The 20839-nt window shown below is 43.9% G+C and carries 19 protein-coding genes; 10 read left to right on the top strand and 9 right to left on the bottom strand.

Annotated features, from left to right (window positions below; all coding sequences use genetic code 11):
* Positions 1 to 154 precede the first annotated feature (154 nt).
* The 4 genes from EXA13_RS06365 (at position 155) to EXA13_RS06350 (ending at position 3882) form a co-directional block, all read left to right on the top strand.
* Positions 155 to 1732, top strand: a complete 1578-nt coding sequence (locus EXA13_RS06365; protein WP_238132435.1) for a methyl-accepting chemotaxis protein — start codon at positions 155 to 157, stop codon at positions 1730 to 1732.
* A 146-nt stretch (positions 1733 to 1878) separates the two neighbouring features.
* The gene (nfsB, locus tag EXA13_RS06360; protein WP_238132434.1) at positions 1879 to 2532 is read left to right on the top strand and encodes an oxygen-insensitive NAD(P)H nitroreductase; all 654 of its coding nucleotides are present in this window, start codon (positions 1879 to 1881) and stop codon (positions 2530 to 2532) included.
* 2 nt (positions 2533 to 2534) lie between these two features.
* Positions 2535 to 2831, top strand: coding sequence for a putative quinol monooxygenase (locus EXA13_RS06355; protein ID WP_238115954.1), 297 nt, complete (start codon positions 2535 to 2537; stop codon positions 2829 to 2831).
* Between the two features lie 109 nt (positions 2832 to 2940).
* Complete coding sequence (locus tag EXA13_RS06350; protein ID WP_238132433.1) at positions 2941 to 3882, top strand: LysR family transcriptional regulator; 942 nt, start codon at positions 2941 to 2943, stop codon at positions 3880 to 3882.
* 85 nt (positions 3883 to 3967) lie between these two features.
* Here the strand turns inward: EXA13_RS06350 and tkt are convergent, their stop codons facing one another.
* Both tkt and tal read right to left on the bottom strand, forming a co-directional pair.
* The gene (tkt, locus tag EXA13_RS06345) at positions 3968 to 5962 is read right to left on the bottom strand and encodes a transketolase (protein ID WP_238132432.1); all 1995 of its coding nucleotides are present in this window, start codon (positions 5960 to 5962) and stop codon (positions 3968 to 3970) included.
* A gap of 248 nt (positions 5963 to 6210) precedes the next feature.
* The gene (gene tal, locus EXA13_RS06340; RefSeq protein ID WP_238115931.1) at positions 6211 to 7161 is read right to left on the bottom strand and encodes a transaldolase; all 951 of its coding nucleotides are present in this window, start codon (positions 7159 to 7161) and stop codon (positions 6211 to 6213) included.
* A gap of 451 nt (positions 7162 to 7612) precedes the next feature.
* Here tal and EXA13_RS06335 point away from each other — a divergent pair, with 451 nt between their 5' ends.
* On the top strand, positions 7613 to 8611 hold the full coding sequence (locus EXA13_RS06335) for a sugar-binding transcriptional regulator (protein ID WP_238132431.1): 999 nt from the start codon (positions 7613 to 7615) through the stop codon (positions 8609 to 8611).
* 53 nt (positions 8612 to 8664) lie between these two features.
* On the opposite strand, the gene EXA13_RS06330 is transcribed toward EXA13_RS06335, so the two are convergent.
* The 3 genes from EXA13_RS06330 to moeA all read right to left on the bottom strand — a co-directional run bounded on the left by EXA13_RS06330 (position 8665) and on the right by moeA (position 11564).
* A complete protein-coding gene (locus EXA13_RS06330; RefSeq protein ID WP_238132430.1) occupies positions 8665 to 9489 on the bottom strand; it encodes a sulfurtransferase in 825 nt (274 codons plus the stop codon).
* A gap of 72 nt (positions 9490 to 9561) precedes the next feature.
* Positions 9562 to 10320 (bottom strand): molybdopterin-synthase adenylyltransferase MoeB, encoded by a 759-nt coding sequence (gene moeB / locus EXA13_RS06325; protein ID WP_238132429.1) that lies wholly within the window; start codon positions 10318 to 10320, stop codon positions 9562 to 9564.
* An 8-nt stretch (positions 10321 to 10328) separates the two neighbouring features.
* A complete protein-coding gene (moeA, locus tag EXA13_RS06320) occupies positions 10329 to 11564 on the bottom strand; it encodes a molybdopterin molybdotransferase MoeA (RefSeq protein ID WP_238132454.1) in 1236 nt (411 codons plus the stop codon).
* 149 nt (positions 11565 to 11713) lie between these two features.
* Between moeA and folE the strand changes: the two genes are divergently transcribed.
* A complete protein-coding gene (folE, locus tag EXA13_RS06315; RefSeq protein WP_238132428.1) occupies positions 11714 to 12367 on the top strand; it encodes a GTP cyclohydrolase I FolE in 654 nt (217 codons plus the stop codon).
* Between the two features lie 63 nt (positions 12368 to 12430).
* Here folE and elbB read toward each other — a convergent pair whose 3' ends face one another.
* Positions 12431 to 13081 carry an isoprenoid biosynthesis glyoxalase ElbB gene (elbB, locus tag EXA13_RS06310; RefSeq protein ID WP_238132427.1) on the bottom strand — a complete coding sequence of 217 codons (651 nt, stop codon included), beginning with the start codon at positions 13079 to 13081 and terminating at the stop codon, positions 12431 to 12433.
* Between the two features lie 100 nt (positions 13082 to 13181).
* Between elbB and yjjG the strand changes: the two genes are divergently transcribed.
* Positions 13182 to 13856 (top strand): pyrimidine 5'-nucleotidase, encoded by a 675-nt coding sequence (yjjG, locus tag EXA13_RS06305; protein WP_238132426.1) that lies wholly within the window; start codon positions 13182 to 13184, stop codon positions 13854 to 13856.
* A 50-nt stretch (positions 13857 to 13906) separates the two neighbouring features.
* Here yjjG and rnk read toward each other — a convergent pair whose 3' ends face one another.
* The 3 genes from rnk to phnW all read right to left on the bottom strand — a co-directional run bounded on the left by rnk (position 13907) and on the right by phnW (position 16568).
* Positions 13907 to 14314 (bottom strand): nucleoside diphosphate kinase regulator, encoded by a 408-nt coding sequence (gene rnk / locus EXA13_RS06300; RefSeq protein WP_238132425.1) that lies wholly within the window; start codon positions 14312 to 14314, stop codon positions 13907 to 13909.
* 266 nt (positions 14315 to 14580) lie between these two features.
* Entirely contained in the window at positions 14581 to 15393 is an 813-nt protein-coding gene (gene phnX, locus EXA13_RS06295) for a phosphonoacetaldehyde hydrolase (RefSeq protein ID WP_238132424.1), read from the bottom strand.
* A 23-nt stretch (positions 15394 to 15416) separates the two neighbouring features.
* Complete coding sequence (gene phnW, locus EXA13_RS06290) at positions 15417 to 16568, bottom strand: 2-aminoethylphosphonate--pyruvate transaminase (protein ID WP_238132423.1); 1152 nt, start codon at positions 16566 to 16568, stop codon at positions 15417 to 15419.
* A 252-nt stretch (positions 16569 to 16820) separates the two neighbouring features.
* On the opposite strand from phnW, the gene EXA13_RS06285 reads away from it, so the two are divergent.
* The 3 genes from EXA13_RS06285 to EXA13_RS06275 all read left to right on the top strand — a co-directional run bounded on the left by EXA13_RS06285 (position 16821) and on the right by EXA13_RS06275 (position 20835).
* Complete coding sequence (locus EXA13_RS06285; protein ID WP_430794470.1) at positions 16821 to 17828, top strand: putative 2-aminoethylphosphonate ABC transporter substrate-binding protein; 1008 nt, start codon at positions 16821 to 16823, stop codon at positions 17826 to 17828.
* Between the two features lie 184 nt (positions 17829 to 18012).
* Positions 18013 to 19110, top strand: a complete 1098-nt coding sequence (locus tag EXA13_RS06280; RefSeq protein WP_238132421.1) for a putative 2-aminoethylphosphonate ABC transporter ATP-binding protein — start codon at positions 18013 to 18015, stop codon at positions 19108 to 19110.
* A 15-nt stretch (positions 19111 to 19125) separates the two neighbouring features.
* Positions 19126 to 20835: a putative 2-aminoethylphosphonate ABC transporter permease subunit gene (locus EXA13_RS06275; RefSeq protein ID WP_238132453.1), complete on the top strand. Its 1710-nt coding sequence runs from the start codon at positions 19126 to 19128 to the stop codon at positions 20833 to 20835.
* Positions 20836 to 20839 lie beyond the last annotated feature (4 nt).

Below are 20839 nucleotides of genomic sequence, written 5' to 3'. Positions count from 1 at the left end.
TAAATGAGATAAATTTCCTAACCGTATGCTTATAAAGGGAAATTATGATGGCTCTCACGCTTGTGTCGGTTAAATCGTACAATGTTTTGAACCGTGTGTATATTTTGTGTATACAAGGGGTTACAAAACATATAACAAGTAATGAGAATGTGTCATGTCTGCTCAAGCTATCTCTTCTGCGTCTGCGCAAGAAGTTCCACTTACTGAAAATGATCAACTGGTTTCTACTACCGATTTGAAAGGGGTGATTACGTATTGTAATGACACCTTTTGCCGTATTGCTGGTTTTCAAGAACATGAATTATTAGGACAAAACCACAATATTGTGCGGCATCAAGATATGCCGAAAGCTGCTTTTGCTGATTTATGGAAACATTTAAAGCAAGGCAATGCTTGGCGTGGAATGGTAAAAAATAGAACAAAGAATAACGGTTATTATTGGGTAGATGCTTATGTCACCCCCATTTATGAAAATGGTAAAATCTGTGGGTATCAATCGGTACGGGTTAAGCCTGAACGGCAATGGGTGGATACGGCTTCAAAAGCGTACAAAGTCCTGCGAAAACAGGAACAGTCGAAAGGGGCGATTTCGTTCCCCTCCTTTCAAATAGTCAGCTCTCTCCGCTATGTCCTGTTAGTCGTCGCTTTAACCGCTCCGATTCTTGCACATGGAATGGCATGGGAAGCCCCCCTCTCGTTATTGGCTAGCTTGCTACCTGCAGGCATATTGGCACTTTTCTTTCGCCAAGAATTGCTACATACCCCCAAACAATTAAGTCGATTAACGGATCAGTATGACAGTATTAGTCGCTTAATTTATTCAGGTAATCATCCCTTCTCTATTGCGGATTATCATTTAAAAATGGCCTCTGCCCGTATTCGGACGGTATTAGGGCGAATGATGGATTCAGCCAAACCGTTGCAAGCGATCTCTGAAACCTTGCACCAGACCAGTGCTGATGTAGTGCAAGCTCTGAAACAGCAAGATAAAGATATTCACCACGTGATGCAGGCAACAGAGGTGGTAGAAGTGGCCGCCGATGCGGTTTCTAATAATGCGGAACGCTCCTATTTGTTGATCGATCAGGCTCAAACTCAGTGTTTACAGAGCAAGCAAAGTGTTGAAAAAACGAATCACAATTTAGTGCTATTGATGGAACAAGCAGAGCGAGCCACTAAGACCACTTATGCGCTTAGTGAACAGGCTCAGCGTATCAGTCAGTTAATGGAAGAAATTGGCGGTATTGCTGATCAAACCAATTTACTGGCATTAAATGCCGCGATTGAGGCGGCGAGGGCAGGCGAACAAGGACGTGGATTTGCCGTTGTAGCAGATGAAGTTCGAGCGCTTTCATCAAGAACGCAGAAAGCGACAGAGCATATCCGCTCAAGTACCGAAAACATGTTACAAGCCATTCAGTCGTGGCAGAATGACATTATTCAGAACCAGCAACAAACGGTTCAATGTGGTGAGATGGCAGAAGAGAGTGCTCAATGTTTGCAAGCGGTTGAAGCCTTATTGCAACAAATGCATGGAACAGTAAAAGATATGGCGCATTCCGCGGAAAGCCAAAGAGAAATGACACACGAGCTACACCAACGTATTCATTCTATTTCTTCGGCAGCGAGCGAAAACCTAGCTGCCACACATAAAGTTGAAGAGCACAGTATTGATATGAATGCTCGAGTGGAAGACCTTCGCCAATTGGCGGTTCGTTTTGAAGAGAAATAAGATTGGCGAATTGAAATAAGGGTCAGTCACAAGTAAGGATTTTCAAAAAAAATTTGAAAGTCCTTAAAGCTTGCCCCTCTTTTTCCTGCGGCATCAAGTCGTTATTGTTTCCCGCAATTAAATACACATCAGTAGGATAAAGAGTGATGAACATTGCCCATTTTGCACAGCAACGCTATTCCACCAAGGCTTTCGATCCCAATCGACGCATTAGTGAAGAAAACATCCAGCAAATTAAAGATTTGATTCGTTTAAGTCCTTCTAGCGTAAATTCTCAGCCTTGGCACTTTATTTTAGCCAGCACGGATGAAGGCAAGCAACGGATAGCCAAATCTACACAGGGAAGGTTCTCATTTAATGAGCGAAAAGTGTTGGATGCTTCGCATGTTTTGGTGCTTTGTGCTAAAACCAGCATTGATGACGACTATTTACTGAAACTGTTGGCGGTTGAAGATAAAGACGGTCGCTTTGCAACAGAGGATGATAAACAAGGGATGCATAACGGCCGCTCTTATTTCGTGAATATACACCGTGCTGATCTTAACGATGCGCAAGAGTGGATGGAAAAGCAAGTTTATCTCAATGCGGGTACGGTGTTATTAGGTACTGCAGCAATGGGAATTGATGCTGTGCCTATCGAGGGGTTTGATGCAACGGTGATGGATGCAGAATTTGGCTTAAATAACAAAGGGTTAACGAGTGTATTGGTCATTCCTATGGGTTATCACAGCGAGGAAGACTTCAATGCAAAATTGCCGAAATCTCGTTGGGATGAAGCAGACGTTATTACGGAGTGTTGATGATGGCAACCGTTCACCTTTTGGCTGAAATTAAAGCACTTGAAGGAAAAGAAGCACAGGTTGAGCAAGCTTTACGCGCTTTACTTGAGCCTTCTCGTAATGATGAAGGGTGCTGTCAGTATGAATTGTATAAAGATGAGTCTGTTGCGGGGCTGTTTATTATGCAAGAAATCTGGTGCTCTGCTGCGGCACTTGAAAAACATACGCAAAGCGAGCACTTTCAGCATTTTGTGGCACAAAGTGAGAAAAATGGCTGGCTTGAATACTTGAATCCTCGCCAAGTCACCTTTTTGGGGTAGCGGGCTCGTTTAATTTAGTGCGGCTTTCATCGTTGATGGAGGCCGCGCTTTTCAATGTTGGCTAAATATGATGTGATACAGAGGATTTTTACCATCAGTGTCTTCGCCTATGAAAGCATTAAACGATCTCAATATTTTTGTCGAAACAGCCCATCAAAGTAGCTTTTCTCAAGCGGCTCACAGCTTAGATGTGACGCCGGCTGCTGTTAGTGCGGCCATTAAACGTTTGGAAGCTCAGCTAGGTTTTGCGCTGTTTATTCGTTCTACTCGCAGTTTACGCCTTACCCATGAAGGCGATATTTTGCTAAAAAAGGCAGAGTTAGCCTTTAGTACTATTCAAGAAGGGTTGGATGAGATAGCCCAAGCTCAAGGTGATATTTCTGGCACTCTGAATTTGTCAGTTCCTTCTGATTTTGGTCGTAATCAATTACTGAGTTGGCTTGATGAGTTTATGGGGCTTTATCCTAACATGTCGATCAATTTGGATCTTTCTGATGGCATCACGAACCTTTATCATCGCCCAATCGATTTAGCGATTCGGTATGGAACCCCTCCAGACTCTAACTTTGTTGCTTTACCTATCTGTACTTATAACAAACGTGTTGTGTGTGCCAGCCCAGATTATTTACACAGTAAGCCCGCTATCGTAAAACCCAGCGACTTACTTAGCCATTCCTGTTTGTGTTTTATGTTGTCAGATACTTACCATAATCGTTGGACTTTTTGGAAAGCTGGAGAGTCGGAAACCGTGGTCGTAAAAAGTCAGCGCAGTGCTAATGATGGAGATGTTGTCCGGCGCTGGGCCATTAGTGGGTATGGTATTGCTTATAAATCATTATTAGATATTAGCGCTGATATTATTGATGAGCGTTTAGTGCCCTTGTTACCGGAATGGCAGTCGGAGCCGTGTCCAGTTTATTTAGTGTGTGCAGATAAACGACTGTTAAATCACCCAACGCGAGCATTACACCAATTTCTAAAACAAAAATGTGAGCAACGAATGTTGCAGCTGTGCGATATTATGTCGCAACGCTATAGCCAAACAGTGTAAGAAAACAGCATGGCTCTGGAATAAGAAAATGCCAGTCCTATTATGACTGGCATTTTTATGGTTAGGGTTTCATTATTTAGGGTAATTACACCAGTAGTTCTTGGGCAGTTTTAACTACGTTATCGGTGGTAAACCCAAATAATTTAAACAGCTCATCCGCAGGTGCTGACTCACCAAAGCTTGTCATACCGATGATTTTGCCGCCAAAACCGACGTATTTGTACCAGAAATCGGCAATACCTGCTTCAATCGCAATACGTTTGGTCACATCAGCAGGTAATACGGTTTCACGGTAAGCGGCTTCTTGTTTATCAAACGTATCAGTCGATGGCATCGAAACGACTCGTACTTGTTTACCTTCCGCCGCCAGTTTCTCTGCCGCGTCTACCGCAAGGCTAACTTCAGAGCCCGTTGCAATCAAGATAAGTTCGGGTTTCCCTGCGCAATCTTTTAAGACATAACCACCTTTCGCAATGTCTGCAACTTGCTCGGCCGTACGAGGCTGCTGAGCTAAGTTCTGACGAGAGAAGATCAAAGCCGATGGGGCCTCTTTACGCTCAATCGCCAGTTTCCAAGCCATTGCTGATTCAACTTGGTCACAAGGGCGCCATGTGCTCATATTCGGTGTTAAGCGCAGTGATGCAACTTGTTCAACAGGTTGGTGAGTGGGGCCGTCTTCACCTAAACCAATGGAATCATGGGTGTAAACTTGGATATTTTGAATTTTCATCAATGCGGCCATGCGCATGGCATTACGAGCGTATTCCATAAACATCAGGAAGGTTGCACCGTAAGGAATAAAGCCACCGTGTAGGGCGATGCCGTTCATGATCGCCGTCATTCCAAACTCACGAACGCCATAATGAATATAGTTACCAGAGAAGTCGTCAGCCGTCAGTGATTGAGAACCGGACCACATTGTGAGGTTAGATGGAGCCAAGTCTGCTGAACCACCCATAAACTCGGGGAGTAGCTGACCAAAGGCTTCTAACACGTTTTGTGATGCCTTACGTGACGCAATATTGGCAGGGTTAGCTTGTAGATCCGCAATGATTTGGCTCGCTTTCTCTTCCCACTGCGCGGGTAATTCACCGTTTACGCGGCGTTTAAATTCAGCCGCCAGCTCGGGGTACGCTGCTTCATAAGCTGCAAATTTCTGATTCCACGCTGTTTCCTTAGTTGCGCCAGCTTCCTTCGCTGACCATTCTGAGTAGATCTCTTGCGGAATTTCGAACGCACCGTATTTCCAACCTAAAAATTCTTTTGCTGCTTTAATTTCATCATGGCCAAGAGGTGCGCCATGACAGTCATGTGAACCGGATTTATTGGGAGAACCAAAACCAATAATGGTTTTAGTACAAATGAGTGTTGGGCGAGCAGTTTCCGCTTTTGCTTCAATAATTGCAGCATTAATCGCTTCAGCATCATGGCCATCAACGGCTGGAATGACATGCCAACCGTAAGCTTCAAAACGTTTAGGCGTGTCGTCAGAGAACCAGCCTTCTACATGACCATCAATAGAGATACCATTGTCATCCCAGAAAGCAATGAGTTTACCAAGCCCTAATGTGCCAGCCAGTGAACAGGCTTCATGAGAAATACCTTCCATCAAACAACCATCACCCATAAAGACATAAGTGAAGTGATCAACGATGTCATGCTCGGGTTGATTAAACTGAGCGGCGAGAGCTTTTTCTGCCATGGCCATACCGACGGCATTAGTAATCCCTTGGCCTAATGGACCTGTGGTGGTTTCAATTCCTGGAGCATAACCATATTCAGGGTGTCCGGGGGTTTTAGAATGCAGTTGACGGAAGTTTTTCAGATCATCAATAGACAGATCATAACCACTTAGATGAAGTAAAGAGTAAAGCAACATGGAGCCGTGACCATTAGAAAGCACGAAGCGATCTCGGTCTGCCCACTTAGGATTGTGTGGATTATGGTTTAAGTGGCTGCGCCAAAGCACTTCTGCGATATCAGCCATTCCCATGGGGGCACCTGGGTGTCCCGAATTCGCTTGCTGTACACCATCCATGCTCAAAGCACGAATTGCATTAGCCAATTGTTTACGATCCATAGTATTTTCCGGAGTTATTTGAAAACAGAGTTAGTTAAATAGAGTGATACCCTTACTACTTAAGGAGAAAATTATGAGTCACTTTCGTTCATCACCCTTGTGATAGGCAGGTCATTGGCCTGCTACCGCAAATAGTCTGGGTATCGATGGTGCATCAAAGCACCATCCGAGAATAGGGCTTAAGAACCTAGGCTAGCTAGGAAAAACGCTTAGCGATCCTTTCTAGCTAGCTGTTGGGTGCCTTTGAATTACAGCTTCGCCGCAATCATGGTTTCGAGTTTGCCTTGGTCAATGGCAAAGTTACGGATACCTTCTGCTAACTTCTCAACTGCCATGGCATCTTGGTTATGTTCCCAAAGGAATTCTGAGTGAGTCATTGGGGCTGGGCGAGCTTTGCTGCCTTTAGAATCCACCAATTTCTCAATCACTTCTCCTTCTGCCGCTTCCAGCTCAGCCAGCAGTGCTGGTGCAATCGTTAAACGATCACAACCTGCAAGCTCTAGAATTTCACCAATGTTACGGAAACTGGCTCCCATAACCACAGTGTGATAACCGTGCTCTTTGTAGTAGTTGTAGATGGTGGTAACAGAAACAACGCCTGGGTCTTCTTGCGGAGCGAAATCACGGCCTTCTTTGGCTTTGTACCAGTCCATAATTCGGCCAACGAAAGGTGAAATAAGGAAGACGCCTGCTTCTGCACAAGCACGTGCTTGTGCGAAAGAGAAAAGGAGAGTGAGGTTACAGTTAATGCCTTCTTTTTCTAGAATTTCCGCAGCACGAATGCCTTCCCAAGTTGAGGCGAGCTTGATTAGGATTCGGTCATTACTGATCCCGGCATCGTTGTACATTTTGATAAGTTGACGCGCTTTCGCCACACTGCCTTCGGTATCATAAGAGAGTCGAGCATCGACCTCGGTTGAAATACGACCCGGAATCGTTTTCAAAATTTCTTTTCCGATGTTAACGGCAAGCATGTCACAGGTAGCTTGCACTTGTTGCGCTTTATCGGAACTTTGTGCTTTGGCATATTCGATAGCCGCATCAATCAGCGGTGCATATTCGGCAATTTGTGCAGCTTTAAGAATAAGAGATGGGTTAGTGGTGGCATCTTCAGGTTGATATTTTTTTATCGCATCAATTTCGCCGGTATCGGCGACAACAGTAGTGAGTTTACGAAGTTGCTCTAATTTGTTGCTCATTTCGATCATCCTATTTCTTGTGGCTAAACCAGCATTGAAGCTGGATACTGGCAAGCGGATTAGCAAAGTCTTAGCTAGATAACGAGCTCACTCTTGCTAATACGAACGTTAATTTTCAGCGACCAAACAATTGCATTGAACATTTGCTCGTTCGTTGAGTAAATGATGGTTCCATATTTATCTTATCTGTACAGAAAGTCAATCATCATAATGGCGGAATGACACACGCAACCCACTAATTTTGATCGATAGAGACCCGGATAAGAAAAGAAACGTTTGCTTAGGTAGCCTTTGGGCGAGTACCTCTTTGAATGCTTCAACAATGTAAGTGAGAAAATGTTTTGATGATGAGCAAATGTTGATTGTGGCGAGCGCTTTACATATGCTAGGTCAATGAGCATATGTTCAAGTTAATTTATGCTAGTCACTAAATCGAGAGTGAGAGTGGTGTATGAGTAGTTCAAGCACAGATTTTTCAATGGAAAATACCGATCTACTGACTGAAATATCAGTGGCTTATTATCAAGATGGCGCAACTCAAGAGGAAATTTCCAAAAAGTTTTCGCTTTCCCGCGCTAAGGTTGGGCGCTTACTTAAACAGGCAAGAGATGAAGGAATTGTTGAGATCACCGTTAAGTACCACCCAGTTTTTAGTGCAAAAATCGAACAGCGATTAATTGAACGGTTCGGTATTAAACGGGCGTTGGTTGCTTTAGATCAACCCAATGAAGAGCAACAAAGGCAGCAAGTGGCTGGGTTAGTTTCTAATTACCTATCCAGTACCTTAAAAAATGGCATGGTGGTCAGTATTGGCCAAGGGCGAAATGTTTCGGCAGTTGCTCACCATATTGGCGTCATCACGCCAAGAGATTGTAAATTTGTTTGTAGTATTGGAGGAATTCACCCCCGAGGCGGAATGTTCAATGCCGACCATATTTGTCGACAAATGGCGAAAAAATATGGTGGCACATCCGAAACTCTCTATGCGCCAGCCTATGCAGAGAATCGGGGCCAAAAGCTGGCTTTTATGCAAAATGCTACTGTTAAGCAGACTTTGGACTTAGCACGTAAAGCGGATATTGCCTTGGTAGGGATTGGGGATATGAGTGAAAATAGCTATATGGTGGATCTTGGCTGGTTTACGCCTGATGAAGTTGTACAGTCTCGGCTTCAACAAGGGGTTGTGGGGGACTTTGCGGGTTATGATTTTTTCAATATCCATGGCCAAATCGCCAATACAGTCATGAGCGATCGTGTCATTGGGCTAGGCATTGATGAATTTCGTCCGATTTCTGAAGTAATTGCGATTGCGGCGGAAAATAGCAAACCCCTTTCCCTGCTTGGTGCCCTTCGCACCGGCGCGATCGATGTGATCGCAACGAGTGTGAGTAACGCATTAACGGTTTTGAACTTAGATGAGCAGATGCGTAAGTTAGATGGCACAAGATGAGCAGGGTTCCCCATTACGACACTGTGTGTAGATACGTTTGAGGCTGGGTTTTGCTATTCGATCGGCAGTTCATGGCGCTGGCCCCATTCTGTCCATGAACCGTCATACACCGCAAGGTTTGGGTAATCGCAGAGATAAGCGGCAAGCAGAACAATACAAGCGGTTACCCCAGAGCCGCAGCTAAAAAGGTACTCATCAGCGGAAGGTAAGGTTGGGGCGAGAATCGATGTGAGTTCTGACGGTGACTTCATTTTATGGCCATTCATTAATTGACCAAATGGTAGGTTACACGAATGTGGGATATGTCCACTGCGTACGCCCACTCTTGGCTCCGGGACTTGAGCTAAAAACCGTTCTTGAGAACGAGCGTCGATCGTGAGGCTAGTGGGGTCGGTGATTTTATTGAAAACATAGCCGGCATCGACAAAATGGTGAGGTTGAAGCTTTCCATCAAAATCACCTCGGCTTGAAATGGGGGAATATTCTTGAGTGACTTTATAACCAGCAGCTTTCCACTCGGGGAGTCCTCCATCTAAAATATAGACGTGCTTATGACCAAAGGCGCGAAACATCCACCAAGCGCGAGGTGAAGCAAACGTCCCACTATTGTCGTAAACCACAATGATGGCATTTTGATTGATTCCCAATGTTTGTGCGAGAAAATTAAAACGAAGCTCATCAGGCATCATATGCGGCAGAGTGCTGTAGATATCGCAAAACTCTTTATCGTAATTAAAGCGGCGCGCCCCAGGGATTCTATTGAGCCAATCTTTCTCCGTTTCATTAGGAATTTGAAATTCAATACTGCAATCGAGGATGATGACTTCTGGAGAGTCTAAATGCTGAGATAGCCAAGCTGGAGTTACGAGTGGAGACATGGTTCCTATTCCTTAAGTGAGAAAATATGGCAGGGCGCTCTTATCACCGGTGGCCTGTCGTCTTTTTCGTGATCATGATTGAGCATGACAAATAGGGCAGTGAGCCTGTTTGGGTAATTTCATTTCTCGCCATGTCATGCTTAGTGCATCGAGCATCAATATTTTTCCGCTTAACGGCTGACCATAATGCGCGATAACTTTGATGGCTTCCATCGCTTGTACTGCACCGATAATACCCACCACGGGAGCCATAACCCCCGCTTCTACACAGGTGAGCGCATGGTTGCCAAATAAGGCGCTTAAACATTGGTAACATGGTTCGTCAGCGTGTTGATACATAAACACACTGACTTGCCCTTCCATTCGAATCGCGGCTCCGGAAACTAAAGGCGTTTTATTTTGGTAGCATAGGCGGTTAAGTTGGTTACGAGTATCAACATTATCACACGCATCTAATACGAGAGTATGAGTTGCAACAAGCATATTCAACGCTTCATCATCTAAACGCTGTGCAACCGTTGTGATGTTTACATGTGGGTTTAGTTTATGCAGTGACTCAGCCGCCGAATCCACTTTATAGCGGCCTATGTCTGTATCAGTGTGCAGCACTTGGCGTTGAAGGTTAGACAATTCAACCACATCGTCATCAATGAGGGTCAGGTGACCAATGCCTGCGGTCGCTAAGTATTGACTTGCCGCGCAGCCTAACCCCCCTGCTCCCAGCATTAAAACAGAGCTCTGTTTTAATGCTTCTTGTCCATCGAAATCAAAAGCTTTTAGGGTGATCTGACGGTTATAACGCAGCATTTCTTGATCAGACAAAATATCCATGTGTTTTCCTAATACAAGCTGGCATTAAAAAGCTGAATATTGACCGTTTCTCCGGCTTCAACATGGCCTCGTTCTTGTTCAAGTACGACAAAACAGTTGGCTAAACTCATGGAACGAAAGGCACCAGAGCTTTGATTCCCTGTGCTTTCAACGACAAATTGTCCATTTTCAATTGAGTAGACACCACGTTGATAGTCTGTTCGGCCCGGCGATTTTTTAAAACGAGAGCGGGTGACCGCCGGAATGGATAGTGGAGCTTGCCAAGCCGTGTGTCCGGCAAGCTTTGCCAGCATGGGTTGAACCAGTACATACAGGGTTAACACGGCAGAAACCGGATTGCCCGGTAGGCCACAAAACCACGCATGATTCAGTGAGCCAAATGCGAAAGGTTTTCCCGGTTTTATGGCTAACTTCCAAAAACCAATTTCACCCAGTTCAGCCAGAATATCTTTGGTGTAGTCTGCCTCTCCAACACTGACGCCACCGGAGGTGACCACTACATCGGCCTGAACCTGTGCTTGTTCAAATGTTGCGGTTAATTGGGTTGGACAATCGGGGATGATGCCTAAGTCAATGGCTTCACAGCCAAAATTTTCAATTAAAGGCTTTATGCCATAGCGGTTACTATCATAAATTTGCCCAGCTTGTAGGGGGACACCCAGCGGTTTTAATTCATCTCCTGTTGAGAAAAAGGCAACTTTAGGTTTACGAAAAACACGCACATGGCTTACGCCTAAGGTGGCAATCATTGGAATGTCGCGTACGGTTAAACGTTCACCTTTACTGAGTACCACATTCCCTTGTTGGATATCATCACCTGTGGGGCGAATATTGGCGTTCGCTTTAACCTCAGAGACTGAAAACTGAATACCTTGTTCTGTTACTTGTGCTTGCTCTTGCATGATCACTGCATCACATCCAGTTGGGATCTGGGCCCCTGTCATGATGCGGATACATGTCATTGCTGGCCAATGGCCAATAAAGGGTTGGCCTGCAAAAGATTTCCCCGCTACTGGCAATGGACCATTGAGCATAAGTTCGGCACGCCTTACGGCGTAGCCATCCATAGCAGAATTATCAAAAGGAGGAACATTAATAGGGGAGAGAATATCTTCAGCAAGCACAAAGCCGAGTGCTTCGGCTAATGGGAGTTGTAGCGTGTCATGAATCGGTGTAATGCGTGAAAGCATCGCATTGAGTGCATCTTCAATGGGCATTAAGCCCGGAGCATCGCAGCAGCCCATATCGGTCATCCTATGGTCATTATTTTTTGGGGTACTTTAGCATACAAAGGGCAGGACAATAATGCCCTCTTATAAAATAGGGATGTAATTATTCAAAAATACGAGTATTCTTGTCTGCCATCCAAAAGGGGTAATTAAGAGGTAGGGAAATGTCAAGTTTGAGCGAATCCGCCCAGTTAGTGAAAGCGGCACTTGAAAGCCGCGGTCAGGAAACGCCAATGCAACCCAATGCGATCAGCCGTGAAGACAAGAAAACACAAATTGAACATCATATGCGTGAGATTCTGAATCTTCTTGGTCTTGATTTAACGGATGACAGTTTAGAAGAAACGCCACATCGAATCGCAAAAATGTATGTGGATGAAATTTTTTCTGGGCTTGACTATAAAAACTTCCCAAAAATCACCGTCATAGAAAACAAAATGAAGGTCAGTGAGATGGTATGTGTTAAAGACATCACCTTGACCAGCACGTGTGAACATCACTTAGTGACGATTGATGGTAAAGCCGCAGTGGCGTATATTCCTCGTGGAAAAATCATTGGTTTATCAAAGATTAATCGTATTGTCCGTTTTTTTGCTCAGCGGCCACAGGTCCAAGAGCGGTTAACCCAACAAATTCTAGTTGCACTACAAACTTTGCTTGAATCTGACGATGTTGCGGTGACCATCGATGCCACTCATTACTGTGTGAAATCGCGTGGCGTTATGGACGCGACCAGCGTGACCACTACCACAGCGTTAGGCGGTATTTTTAAGTCAAACCCTTCTACCCGCGCTGAATTTTTACACGGTTTACGCTAAGCCTAGCCGAGCTCTCAAAACAAGAATCCATCAGATTGAGTACAAGATGGATTCTGCTCTACATTAAGCCAGTTGAATTAACCGTTTGACGAGTCGTTCAATCCCTGCTGCGGCTTGAGATATATTTTCTGCAAGCATATAAGCTGGCGTAGACAAGACATTATACTGCTGGTCGTAAACATAATCATCGACTGGGCAGTTTACGTGTTCACCCCCCATTTTATTAAATGCACAAGCGGTATCTGGATCATTGCCGATCGTACCTTCAACGCCAGATGAATAAATATGAGGAATAAGTGTCGGTGCAATACAAAGATAACCAGCAGGCTTTCCGACTTTTGCAAAAGCTCGGCAAACGCTGGCAACTTGATCGTTGATGCAACATTTTGCGCCTTGAGTGGCAAAATCACTGAGGTTTTTGGCCACGCCAAAACCGCCGGGGAGCAATAAAGCATCAAAGTCTTGGACATTTAGCTTGGCAACGTCTTGAATGTTACCACGAGTGATCCGTGCAGCTTCAACCAAGACATTACGGGTTTCATTCATTTCTTCACCAGTCAGATGATTGATGACGATTTGTTGTTCAATATTCGGAGCAAAGCAGTGCCAACTGGCTCCTTGTTTTTCTATGGCGAGCAGTGCGAGTACCGTTTCATGAATTTCGGCCCCATCAAAAACACCACATCCACTTAAAATCACGGCAACTTTTTTCATCGGTAGGCTCCTTGCTCAGTTAACGGATAAGACCTGTCTATGAGGTTAACATCTTCTTAAAAACAATCTACACTGAGCGGGTAATTTTGAGGAGCAAGTAATGAAGTACGATTGGATTTTGTTTGATGCGGATGAAACCTTATTCCATTTTGATGCCTTTAAAGGGATGCAATTGATGTTTGCTCGTAAGGGGGTAGATTTTACTGAGCAAGATTTTCATCAATATCAACAAGTCAACAAACCACTTTGGGTTGATTACCAAAATGGTGATATTACCGCAGAGCAACTGAAGCATATTCGTTTCGAGTCATGGGCTCAGAAATTAGAGACGACCACTGCAGAGCTCAACAGTGCCTTTTTAACTGCAATGGCCGATATTTGTACTTTGTTGCCTGGTGCAAAAGAGTTATTAGATGCGTTAAAAGGAAAAGCAAAGCTGGGCATTATTACCAACGGTTTTACCGAGCTGCAAGATGTTCGTTTAGCGAAAACAGGGATGACGGCTTATTTTGAGCACATTGTTATTTCTGAACAAGTCGGCATAGCCAAACCTGACGCGGGTATTTTTGAGCACGCGATGGAAAGAATGGGGAACCCTTCAAAAGAAAAAGTACTGATGGTCGGCGACAACCCACATTCAGATATTTTGGGTGGGCTTAACTTTGGGATTGAAACTTGTTGGTTGAACGCTCATCAACATCCTCGCCCAGAGGGGATTGATGCGCACTATGAAGTGGCTTCTTTATATGAGTTAAAAAATATTTTACTCGCTTAACTCAACCGCTCTTGGTGCAAAGAGGGTCCTTTGCACCAAAGTATCAGGTATTAACGAGTATATTCACCTTCTCGTTCTGGCTGATAAACGACTTCAATGATCTCAATCGTTCTTTCACCACCACTTGGCATTGGCCAAGAAAGTTGTTGCCCTTCTGATAAGCCCAATAATGCGCTGCCTACTGGTGCAAAAATAGAGATATCTTCGTTAGTTTTTAAGTCTTTTGGGTAGACTAGGTTTTTTTGCATGATTTCATCGTTGCCCAAAAATTTAAACTTAACGGTTGAGTTCATCGTAACGACATTAGCTGGAACTTCTTCAGGAGCGAGTACTGTTGCACGATCTAGCTCGTCTTCTAAGCGTTCCAGTTCAGCAGATAACTTAGGCATGTTATCCATCAATGCGCTGATGCGATCCATGTCGAGGGTCGACACGATAATTGAATGATTGTTTGGCATTTTATTTTCTCCAAAAGAAATACCGCCCCGAACGAATCAGGGCGGCATAAAAACGGATTTGGGGGTACATTTTGTTAAGTACCTAATATGGCATAGAACATAAACTGAATATCAATAAAATTCAATCAATATGCACATGGTTTTGTTAATTTAAATTGTCTCGGTCTGTAACCAATATATCGGTGATATCCAGTGAATGGTGACACCATAGCATGAATTTCACAAGATGTGTTCTTTGTTCGTTCACAACTTTGAATACGTGAGCATTATGGCCTTTCTCCTGCCAGAATACGCGTTTCTATCTCTTTAACTATGTTTGGAAAATCATAAATAGTATCAATGAGATAATGTGGGTTTGCTTGGCTAAGTTTACAGGTCGCCTGATGGCGAGCAATGTGTAATGTGGCTTGGTCTGCGTTAAGAAATGCCTCTTCTGTTAGCCCTGCTTCATTACCGGAAAGTAGCACTCCTACTGTCCACATTCCGGCATTCTTTCCCTCTTCAAGGCCGGGTAATGCATCATCAACTTTGATGCATGCTCCGACATTCGTCACTTCAAGCTCGATGACATTTTTTAATGCCATATAGGGTGCAGGACGTCCACCTTGAGGAAGATCGTCGGTGGCGACAATGCAGTCAGGCGAGTAACCGTAACGTTGTGCGGCTGGGATTAAAATATCCATCACTTGACGAGGATAGCCAGAACAAGACCCAATCTTAATACCTTGTTCTTTTAGCTGGTTCACAACTTGGATAGCATGGGGTATAGGCTTTGCGTATTCGACCACTTTAGCCATTTGCAAAGGCATAAAAGCGGCATAAATTTTGTCAACATCTCGCTTATTCATTGGCTGTCCGAACTGTCTATTCCAGCGTTTTGCAACTGAGGGTGATTCTCCAACTGCTTGAATGTGCTCCCATTTCCCCAACCCCATGGGAACTCTAGCTTCAGCAAGAGAGATCTCAAACTCAAAACCTTGCTTAAATGCCTCAACAAAAATGGTGGTGGGGGCGAAGGAGCCAAAATCGACAATGGTGCCTGCCCAATCGAAAATCACAGCTTGTATGGGGGATGACATAGTGAGTCCTTATTATTGCTCAGTTAAAAAGAAGGAGAGTGATCAGAAATCAGGGAAGATTCTGTATGCTCATGGCACTTTTCCCAGTACATGGCATGTTTTATTGCGCTCAAAAAACGTTCGATATCTCTGGGGAAGATCTCGCCAATGTTGCCAATCCGAAAGCCGTCCGCATGGCTCACCTTTCCGGGATAAATCACAAACCCTTGCTGCTTTAGCTGCTGATAAAATAAATCAAAATTAAATGCGGGATGTGAGGGAGCATGGAAGGATGTAATGATTGGTGAATGGAGCTCATCACTTAAGAGAGGGACAAAACCCAGATCTCGCATCCCTTTCACTAACATGGTTTGATTGGTGTGATAGCGCATAAAACGAACGTTAATCCCCCCTTCTTGTTTCAATTCTTGCAAAGCTTGATAAAACGCTCGCACTGTGTGTGTGGGGGAAGTAAAACGCCACTTCCCGTGATTCTCTTCCATGCACTTCCACTGTTCGTAGAGATCTAAACTCAGTGAGCGAGCCTGTCCTTGGCAACGTTTTAACGCCTCCTTTTTGGCGATGATAAAGCCAAACCCAGGGACTCCCTGAATGCACTTATTTGCCGAACTGATCATAAAATCGATATCTAACTCACCAATATCCATTGGTATGCCACCAAAGCTAGACATTGCATCCACGATGACGGTTTTTTGATAGGCCTTTGCGAGTGCGGTAATTTCCGCTATCGGGTTAAGTATTCCCGTTGTTGTTTCACAGTGAACCACGGCAACATGAGTAATGTCCGGTTCACTCGCTAGAATAGCATTCATTTCACTGAGATCTGGCAACGTGGTTTCAGGCAATGATAAGTTATAGCAAGGGATATTCAGGTAATCAGCAATCTGGGCAATACGGGCTCCATAAACACCATTATTGATCACGAGTAATTTATCGGTTGGGCCTACCGCACTGCCTATGGTGGCTTCTACTGAAGCAGTGCCACTACCTTGCATTAATACTGCACTGTAGTGATTTTTCTGTGTTGCAAGCTGTACTAGCGTCTGGCGAATATTTTCTACCACACCGATATTGTATTCATCATCCCAAGTACACCAATCTTTTAGCATCGCTTCTCGAACACGAGAGGAGGTAGAAAGAGGGCCTGGTGTTAACAAAATATAGTCGTTTTTCATATAACCTCATAAATGGACTATACCAAATGGTGTGTTTAATCTAGCAAAAGAAGTTAAGCGCAGTAAATAGCGGATCCAAAGGTGTCATAAAAATTTCATTGAAAAAGAATGAAATAAAATATGGTATTTATCATATGTTTCAACATTAAATATTAAATAATTTATCATTTTAAGTCATGGAAATGTCACATAGGGGTGATAACGTGATAATTGAACTGGTTAATACCAGATTGATTTAAACTGGAGATGATGATGAAACCTCGTGTGATAAAAAGTACGCTGACTGCTTTTACCGCTCTTTTTGCTGTTCAAGCATTTTCCGCCCAAGAAGTAACCGTGTATACCGCATTTGAAAATGACGTATTGGCAAAGTACAAATCGGCTTTTGAAAAAGAGAATCCGGATATTCAGATTAAATGGGTGCGTGATTCAACAGGGATTATGACTGCAAAATTATTAGCAGAAAAAAGTAACCCTCGTGCTGATGTGGTGTGGGGATTAGCTGGGTCATCTATGGCTTTGCTGAAGAAAGAAGGCATTCTGATACCTTATACGCCGAAAGGGGGTGAGAGTTTACGTAGCCACTTAAATGATCCACAAGAAAATACGGCTTGGTATGGGAATGACGCATTTTTTAATGCGATTTGTTTCAATGAAAGGGTTGCAAAGCAGCATCATTTACCGAAACCACAACGCTGGGAAGATTTAACCAACCCTATATATAAAGGGCATATTACCATGCCTAACCCCGCATCGTCGGGAACGGGATACATGCAAGTTTCTGCTTGGTTGCAAACCATGGGAGAAGAGCAAGCATGGGCATATATGCAACGTTTAAATACGAACATTGCCCATTATACGCATTCGGGTTCAAAACCTTGTGTTCAAGCTGGAATGGGTGAGGTGGCTATTGGTATTTCGATGGCCAGCCGAGGGGCTAAATTAAAAACGCAAGGAGCACCTCTTGAGGTGATTACTCCCCCCGGTATTGGCTGGGAATCAGAAGCTGTTGGTTTAGTGAACCTCTCTGATAGTGCAAAAAAAGTGGTGGATTGGTCACTCTCTAAAGCGGCTAACGAGCTGTACATTGAGATGTATCCAATTGTTGGACATAGCTCGGTTAGTCGCTTAGTGCCGAATTACCCGAATGTAGAAAAAGTGATGGCGAAGATGGATTTCACCAAAATGGGTAATGAACGTGAGCGAGTATTGCAGGTATGGTCTGAAAAATTTGATAGTAAATCAGAGCCTAAATCTTAACCACTAGATCTTTTTTATTCACTCTTAGAATTCCTGATAGCAATGCCATTTATGCTATCGGGAATTTGTCATTATGTTCTCCTCTCCTGAATAGGCACTTTTTTCACTGAGGTTTTATCGGGTTGTCATGGTAATGTCACAAATGCACATTATATTTGGACTATACCAATTTGGAGATATTGATATGAATACCCCTTATCTTGAAATTCACCACCTGACTAAGCAATTCGGTGGGTTCATTGCTCTAAAGGAGATAGAGCTTGAAGTCAAAAAAGGAGAATTTATCTGTTTTTTAGGGCCTTCGGGTTGTGGGAAAACGACGTTACTACGAGCCATTGCAGGGTTGGACTTACCAACGGCTGGACACATTATCCAACATCAACAAGACATTACTTTTTCACCACCTGAGAAACGAGATTTTGGTATTGTGTTTCAATCTTATGCCCTTTTCCCCAATTTGACGGTACAAGAAAATATTGCCATTGGGTTAAGAAACCAAGGTTTCTCGACACAGGAAGTATTAGAAAAGGTTGAGCAATGGCTCATAATGATCGATTTACCCAATGCAGGGCATAAGTACCCCAGTCAATTATCGGGTGGGCAACAACAACGGGTTGCTTTAGCTCGTGCTTTGGCCTTGTCTCCGGGGTTATTGCTGTTAGATGAGCCGTTGTCGGCACTGGATGCACAGGTTCGTACTCATCTTCGTAATGAAATCTGTCAATTACAGCGTCGATTAGGGATCACCACCATCATGGTGACTCATGATCAGGAGGAAGCCTTGACCATGGCTGATCGTATTGTTGTTATGAATCATGGCGTTATTGAGCAAATTGGCACTCCCCAAGATATTTACCAACATCCAGCCAGTCGCTTTGTGGCTCAATTTATCGGAAACATGAACTTTATTCCTGGCTCGATGATCACCTCTTCCATTGCTCGCGTAGCAGAATCTCTTATCTCGCTTCCCCTTATCTCCAATGCCACCCTTAGCCGTGGTGATCGTTTTGATTTTGCGATAAGGCCAGAGCAACTGATGTTTGGTGAACATGGACCCGAAACCATCCCCGTAAAAATTTGTGGTTTGGAGTTTCTTGGAGCCTTTTACCGAGTGGAATGCCTGTTCCAAGGTGATCGATCCTTACCAGCTGTTTATGTAGATATTCCTGTCGCTGAAGCCCATCAACGGTGTTTAAAAGAAGGGGAAATGCGCCATCTCATGTTGAAAGAGGGGGCGGTACAAGTTTACTTCCCTGAACAATTCAATCGCGTTGCCGCCTAAGGGGATACAGTGAAAATGATGACGTTATCGACCCGAAAACCGCATTTATCTCAGATATTATGGCAGCGGGTGAGCCGCGATAATGCCATTCTCGCGGTGACGTTACTGCTTGTGTTGTCATTCATGAGCGTGTTTATACTGATGCCATTATGGGCAATGTTCGTTAAGTCGCTACAGAGTAAACAGGGAGAATTTGTTGGTTTGGCAAATTTTGCCGAATATTTTTCTTCTTCCGCACTTTTCGGCTCGGTGACGAATACTTTTACGCTTGGGGTTATGATCACGGTAGGGGTGACCTTATTGGCGTTTGGCTATGCCTATGCATTGAGTCGTTCTTGTATGCCTATGAAAGGGGTATTTCGTATATTGGGAAGTGCCCCCATTCTTGCGCCCTCTTTATTGCCTGCGATTAGCCTTATTTTTTTATTTGGTAACCAAGGGCTTTTTAAGTCATGGTTAGGGGAACAGTCTATTTATGGCATGTTAGGCATCAGCTTAGGGCTGATATTTTGGACGTTTCCTCACGCTTTGATGATTATGTCGACGTCACTGCGCACCTCTGATGCGCGTCTGTATGAAGCGGCGAGGTCATTGAAAACCCCAGGTTGGAAAGTGTTTTTTACCGTCACACTACCTGCGGCGAAATATGGGTTGATCAGCACATTAATTATTGTTTTTACGCTTGTGGTTTGTGATTTTGGGGTAGCGAAAGTCATTGGAGGGAGCTTTAATGTTTTAGCGACCGACATTTTTAAACAAGTGGTGGGACAACAAAATTTTTCGATGGGAGCGGTGACTAGCCTATTACTGCTACTACCTGCTGCGCTTGCATTTACTGTTGACCGATGGGTACAAAGAAAGCAGAAAAGTTTATTTGATACTCGTTCTATTGCGTATCAACCTAAGCCAAACCCAGTACGTGACACTTTGTGTTTTTCCTATTGTCTTATTATTTGTAGCGCTATTGTGCTTGTTTTGGGGATGGCTATTTATGGTTCTTTGGTTACATTTTGGCCTTGGAATACAGCATTAACCTTTAGCCATTATCAGTTTAGCCGAGTCAGTACTTATGGTTGGGCCCCTTATTTTAATTCACTAACACTTGCGTTTTTTACGGCATTCTTTGGAACAGTGGTTATTTTTGTTAATGCTTATGCGATAGAACGGGGTCGTGCTTTTCCTGGGCTTCGCCAAGTCATGCAAATGTTGAGTATTGTTCCAATGGCTGTACCGGGGATGGTATTAGGGCTTGGGTATATTTTTTATTTTAATGATGGGAATAATCCGCTCAACACTTTGTATGGCACTATGTTTTTGCTGGTGGCGAATACAATTGTTCATTACTACACCGTTGGACATATTACGGCATTGACAGCGTTGAAACAGATTCCACAGGAGTTGGAAGCGACGGCAGCATCAATTAAACTGCCACAGTACCGTTTATTGTGTAAAGTGACGCTACCCGTTTGCTTACCTGCTATCTTAGATATTGCTTGTTATTTGTTTATTAATGCATTAACTACAACGTCTGCGGTTGTCTTTCTCTATTCGACAGAAACGATGCCGGCATCTGTTTCTGTATTAAACATGGATGATGCCGGACAAACTGGATCCGCGGCGGCAATGGCGGTTATGATCCTATTTTCTGCCACCTTAGCGAAACTGATTCATTTAATCATAGAACATGGTTTAATAGTGAAAACACAAGCTTGGCGAAAACGCTAGGGCG

It is taken from the genome of Vibrio cincinnatiensis, from assembly GCF_022113815.1.
In the GTDB taxonomy this organism is placed as follows: Bacteria; Pseudomonadota; Gammaproteobacteria; order Enterobacterales; family Vibrionaceae; genus Vibrio; species Vibrio cincinnatiensis_A.
This window is presented reverse-complemented; position numbering and strand designations above follow the sequence as displayed.

Coding starts and splice junctions, on each gene's coding strand:
- EXA13_RS06365 (WP_238132435.1), top strand. CDS start 155: ATGTCTGCTCAAGCTATCTCTTCTGCGTCTGCGCAAGAAGTTCCACTT.
- nfsB (WP_238132434.1), top strand. CDS start 1,879: ATGAACATTGCCCATTTTGCACAGCAACGCTATTCCACCAAGGCTTTC.
- EXA13_RS06355 (WP_238115954.1), top strand. CDS start 2,535: ATGGCAACCGTTCACCTTTTGGCTGAAATTAAAGCACTTGAAGGAAAA.
- EXA13_RS06350 (WP_238132433.1), top strand. CDS start 2,941: ATGAAAGCATTAAACGATCTCAATATTTTTGTCGAAACAGCCCATCAA.
- tkt (WP_238132432.1), bottom strand. CDS start 5,962: ATGGATCGTAAACAATTGGCTAATGCAATTCGTGCTTTGAGCATGGAT.
- tal (WP_238115931.1), bottom strand. CDS start 7,161: ATGAGCAACAAATTAGAGCAACTTCGTAAACTCACTACTGTTGTCGCC.
- EXA13_RS06335 (WP_238132431.1), top strand. CDS start 7,613: ATGAGTAGTTCAAGCACAGATTTTTCAATGGAAAATACCGATCTACTG.
- EXA13_RS06330 (WP_238132430.1), bottom strand. CDS start 9,489: ATGTCTCCACTCGTAACTCCAGCTTGGCTATCTCAGCATTTAGACTCT.
- moeB (WP_238132429.1), bottom strand. CDS start 10,320: ATGGATATTTTGTCTGATCAAGAAATGCTGCGTTATAACCGTCAGATC.
- moeA (WP_238132454.1), bottom strand. CDS start 11,564: ATGGGCTGCTGCGATGCTCCGGGCTTAATGCCCATTGAAGATGCACTC.
- folE (WP_238132428.1), top strand. CDS start 11,714: ATGTCAAGTTTGAGCGAATCCGCCCAGTTAGTGAAAGCGGCACTTGAA.
- elbB (WP_238132427.1), bottom strand. CDS start 13,081: ATGAAAAAAGTTGCCGTGATTTTAAGTGGATGTGGTGTTTTTGATGGG.
- yjjG (WP_238132426.1), top strand. CDS start 13,182: ATGAAGTACGATTGGATTTTGTTTGATGCGGATGAAACCTTATTCCAT.
- rnk (WP_238132425.1), bottom strand. CDS start 14,314: ATGCCAAACAATCATTCAATTATCGTGTCGACCCTCGACATGGATCGC.
- phnX (WP_238132424.1), bottom strand. CDS start 15,393: ATGTCATCCCCCATACAAGCTGTGATTTTCGATTGGGCAGGCACCATT.
- phnW (WP_238132423.1), bottom strand. CDS start 16,568: ATGAAAAACGACTATATTTTGTTAACACCAGGCCCTCTTTCTACCTCC.
- EXA13_RS06285 (WP_430794470.1), top strand. CDS start 16,821: ATGAAACCTCGTGTGATAAAAAGTACGCTGACTGCTTTTACCGCTCTT.
- EXA13_RS06280 (WP_238132421.1), top strand. CDS start 18,013: ATGAATACCCCTTATCTTGAAATTCACCACCTGACTAAGCAATTCGGT.
- EXA13_RS06275 (WP_238132453.1), top strand. CDS start 19,126: ATGATGACGTTATCGACCCGAAAACCGCATTTATCTCAGATATTATGG.